The sequence below is a fragment of the Paragemmobacter amnigenus genome, assembly GCF_009908265.2.
GTDB classification, from domain to species: Bacteria; Pseudomonadota; Alphaproteobacteria; order Rhodobacterales; family Rhodobacteraceae; genus Paragemmobacter; species Paragemmobacter amnigenus.
The window spans coordinates 1-1,025 of the sequence record NZ_JAAATX020000031.1 but is presented as its reverse complement, the minus strand read 5'-3'; the positions used below and the strand labels follow the sequence as shown (position 1 = coordinate 1,025).

The 1,025-nt window shown below is 72.1% G+C and carries 1 protein-coding gene; it reads right to left on the bottom strand.

Translation table 11 applies throughout. The annotated features are described in order from the left end of the window. Window positions 1-896 (bottom strand): calcium-binding protein (locus GU927_RS20380; RefSeq protein WP_416147043.1); only part of this gene is annotated, 896 nt, incomplete at its 3' end. Window positions 897-1,025 lie beyond the last annotated feature (129 nt).

Below are 1,025 nucleotides of genomic sequence, written 5' to 3'. Positions count from 1 at the left end.
CCCGCGTCGATCACGTCGTTCGGGCTGGCCGCGTCGTCGATCTGGTCGCCCTGCGCGTCGGTGTAGCCTGGGCCCATCGCGTCGCCCGCGGCCGTGCCGTCCACCACGCCGTCCTGCGGCAGCAGCACCGTCTCGATCTGGCTGAACTGGATCGTGACCGTCTCGCCCGCATCGTTCGTGTAGGTGACCGTCCCGCTCTTCGGATCGGCGGGGTTCAGCGTCACCACCGCGCCCGGCAGGTTCGTCAGGTCCAGCACGTCCCCGACCCGGCCGCCCGGGTTGTTCTTCGGGTCGATCACGGCTTCCTCGCCGCCCTCGCCCCCCGTCACCGTGATCGTGCCGCCGCCCGCGATGCTGCGGTCGAAGCGGAACTCGTCATCCCCGGTGCCGCCTGTGGCCACATCGCCCGCCGCCAGCAGGAAGTCGTCATCCCCCGCGCCGCCGTCCAGCGTGTCATTGCCCGCGCCGCCCACCAGCGTGTCGGAGCCCTCGCCACCGGTCAGCGCGTCGTTGCCCGCACCGCCCGACAGGCCGTCATTGCCCGCGCCACCATCCAGCGCGTCGTTGCCCGCGCCGCCGTCCAGCGTGTCGGCCCCTTCGCCGCCCGCAAGGGTGTCGCTGCCATCCCCGCCCGTCAGCGCATCGTTGCCGATCCCGCCATCCAGCGCGTCATTGCCAGTGCCGCCGTCGATCACGTCATCGCCCGTGCCCCCGGCAAGGCTGTCATTGCCGCCGCCGCCGTTCAGCACGTCATTGCCCGCGCCGCCATCGACCGTGTCGTTGCCCGCGCCGCCGTTCACCGTGTCATTGCCGGAGCCGAGCTTGACGCTCTCGATCTCCGAGAAGGTCGCCGTGCCCGACGGGCCGCTGATCGTGCCCGCCTCGGGGCCCGACATCGTCACCGCCACGCCCTCGGTCAGACCCGTCGCGTCGATCACGTCGCCCGTGACCTCGCCCGTCTCGCCGCCCGTGATCGCATCCGTGCCAAAGCCCGGCTGCAGCAGGAAGGTGTCATCCCCCCCCTC